Raw genomic sequence first — 2,459 nt, 5'->3', positions numbered from 1 at the left:
CCAAGGCGCCCCCCTCTGCCCTGCCGGGCATCTCCCCCTCAAGGGGGGGAGATTGGATGTCGCCAAGGCCTTCGCCAATTTTCAACGGATCAAGAAAGGGCGAAGGCGCAGCAACTGCCAATCCCCCCCTTGAGGGGGAGATGCCCGGCAGGGCAGAGGGGGGCGCCTTGGTGCTGGCCTTGTAGGAGATAGGTCTCGCAGCGTCGCGATGCCCCCAAACCCGTCCCGCAATCTCCGCTTCGCTGCGACTGCGAGCCGACCCTCCCCACAAGGGGGAGGGTGAAAAGCTAGGCCGAGATCGCCATCGGCACGGCGCTCTTGTTGGGGATCTGGATGTCGATTTCCAGCGTCGACATGGTCTCGCCGCGGTCCATGGAGATTTGCAGGTAATCCTGGTCGATCTGCACATGCTTGGCGATGACGGCCATGATCTCCTCGCGCAGGATGGAGACGAGGTCTGGCTGGTTGCGGTTGCGGCGCTCGTAGGCGAGCAGCACCTGCAGCCGCTCGCGCGCCACCGGCGCACTGGAGCGCCGCTTGAAAATGTCGAGCAGGTTCATGCCGCCCTCCTTCCCAAAAGACGATCGAGAAAGCCCTTGCGTTCGAAGGGCACGATGACAGGCAGGTCCTCGCCTTCCAGCCGCCTTGCGGCATCGAGGTAAGCCTTGGCCGCGGTGTTGAGCGGCTCGGACAGCGTGACCGGCGCGCCGAGGTTGGAGGCCCTGAGCACATCCTGGCTCTCCGGAATGATGCCGAGCAGCGGCACCGACAGGATTTCCAGCACGTCGTCGATGGAGAGCATTTCACCCCGCGCGGCCCGCCCCGCGTCATAGCGGGTGACCAGCACGTGCTTGGCGATCTGCTCGCCCTGTTCGGCGCGCATGGTGCGGGCGTCGAGCAGGCCGATGATGCGGTCGGAATCGCGCACCGACGACACTTCCGGATTGGTGACGATGACCGCCTCGTCGGCAAAGCGCATGGCGAGCTGCGCGCCGCGCTCGATGCCGGCCGGGCTGTCGCAGAACACGTAGTCGAACACCGAGCGCAGCTTGTCGATGACTTCGCCGACGCCTTCTTCAGTCAGCGCATCCTTGTCGCGCGTCTGCGAGGCCGGCAGCAGGAACAGCGTCTCGACCCGCTTGTCGCGGATCAGCGCCTGCGACAGCTTGGCCGTGCCCTGGATGACATTGACGAGGTCGAACACCACGCGCCGTTCCGCGCCCATGATCAGGTCGAGATTCCTGAGGCCGACGTCGAAATCGACCAGCGCCACCTTCTTGCCGGTCTTGGCCACGGCCGCTCCAAGCGCTGCCGTCGAGGTGGTCTTGCCGACGCCCCCCTTGCCCGAAGTGACCACCACTACCTTGCCCATCAAAAAAGCCTCCGTTGTTGTCGTTTGTTATCTCGGGCCGGCTTGCCGGCCTTTGTCTCAGTCAGCGCTTTAGCTCAATGTCTCGACACGCAGGCCCTCGCCGTCGAGGAAGGCCTGCACCGGTTTGCCGCGCGACACGCCTTCCATTTCCTCGGCGGTGATGTACCAGCCGTCGACCGACAGAAGCTCGGCCTCATTGCGGCGGCAGAAGATGCGCGCGGCGGTGTTGCCGAGCGCCCCCGCCGAAGCACGCCCGCGCAGGGTGCCATAGACATGGATCGAGCCGGCCGCCACGATCTCCGAACCCGACGCGACCGAGCCGAGCACGATGACATCGCCATGCGGATGCATGATCGCCTGGCCGGAGCGGATGGGCGCCTTGATCATCAGCGTGCCCGAATCGTAATGCCCAGCCTGCGGCTCGCTTTCATCGGTCTTGCTTGCGCCAGCCTTGCCCTTGCCAGCCGCACCTGCTTCTGTGCGCGTTTCCGGCACCTCGGCCTTGTCCGAAACCTGGACTTTGTCCGAAACCTCCGCCCTGCCCTTGCGGCCAGGCAGCAGCCCATCCGTCGTCGCCTCCTTGGCGCCGACCAAAACCGGCGGCAGATCGGCGTCGAGCGACGCGCCTTCAAGCTCGATGGCATAGATGCGGATGCCGCGCGTGCCGAGTTCAGCCACCAGCGCCGCGATATCGCTTGGGTCCGGCTTCAAAGTGTTCAAATCGAGCAGCACCGGCCGCCCGGCAAAATAGCCCGGCGAGTTGCCGATCCAGTGATCCAGCCCCTGCAGCCACTCCGAAAGCGGCATCTCCGGCGTCAGCGTGAAAGCGACGAAAGAGCGAGCCCGAAAGCGAATGGATTTGGCCTCGAGGGGAGCGGCAAAGGTCACGGCTGGCGAATCCTTACTGAGAGGTAAACGCTAGCGAGGGAATGGTTAACGAATGGTTAATGAGGGGTGAGCAACTTATCTCGTCGCAACGATGTTCCCGCGGCGACACCGGTTTCCGGGCATTGCGCTACCCAGCATTAGCGCGCATCTGACGTCGAGATGTGCGCCTCGCGCGCGGCGCAGCTTCGACGATATGTCC

The 2,459-nt window shown here is 64.5% G+C and carries 3 protein-coding genes; all 3 read right to left on the bottom strand.

Annotated features, from left to right (window positions below; all coding sequences use genetic code 11):
* Positions 1-287: 287 nt before the first annotated feature.
* The gene (gene minE / locus FJ978_RS32615; protein WP_013894383.1) at positions 288-560 is read right to left on the bottom strand and encodes a cell division topological specificity factor MinE; all 273 of its coding nucleotides are present in this window, start codon (positions 558-560) and stop codon (positions 288-290) included.
* A complete protein-coding gene (gene minD / locus FJ978_RS32610) occupies positions 557-1,372 on the bottom strand; it encodes a septum site-determining protein MinD (RefSeq protein ID WP_013894382.1) in 816 nt (271 codons plus the stop codon). The genes minE and minD overlap by 4 nt, the downstream gene beginning before the upstream one ends.
* Before the next feature lie 69 nt (positions 1,373-1,441).
* Complete coding sequence (minC, locus tag FJ978_RS32605) at positions 1,442-2,260, bottom strand: septum site-determining protein MinC (RefSeq protein WP_013894381.1); 819 nt, start codon at positions 2,258-2,260, stop codon at positions 1,442-1,444.
* Positions 2,261-2,459: the final 199 nt, after the last annotated feature.

It is taken from the genome of Mesorhizobium sp. B1-1-7 (assembly GCF_006442705.1).
Classification (GTDB): domain Bacteria; phylum Pseudomonadota; class Alphaproteobacteria; order Rhizobiales; family Rhizobiaceae; genus Mesorhizobium; species Mesorhizobium opportunistum.
This window is presented reverse-complemented; position numbering and strand designations above follow the sequence as displayed.

Coding starts and splice junctions, on each gene's coding strand:
- minD (WP_013894382.1), bottom strand. CDS start 1,372: ATGGGCAAGGTAGTGGTGGTCACTTCGGGCAAGGGGGGCGTCGGCAAG.
- minE (WP_013894383.1), bottom strand. CDS start 560: ATGAACCTGCTCGACATTTTCAAGCGGCGCTCCAGTGCGCCGGTGGCG.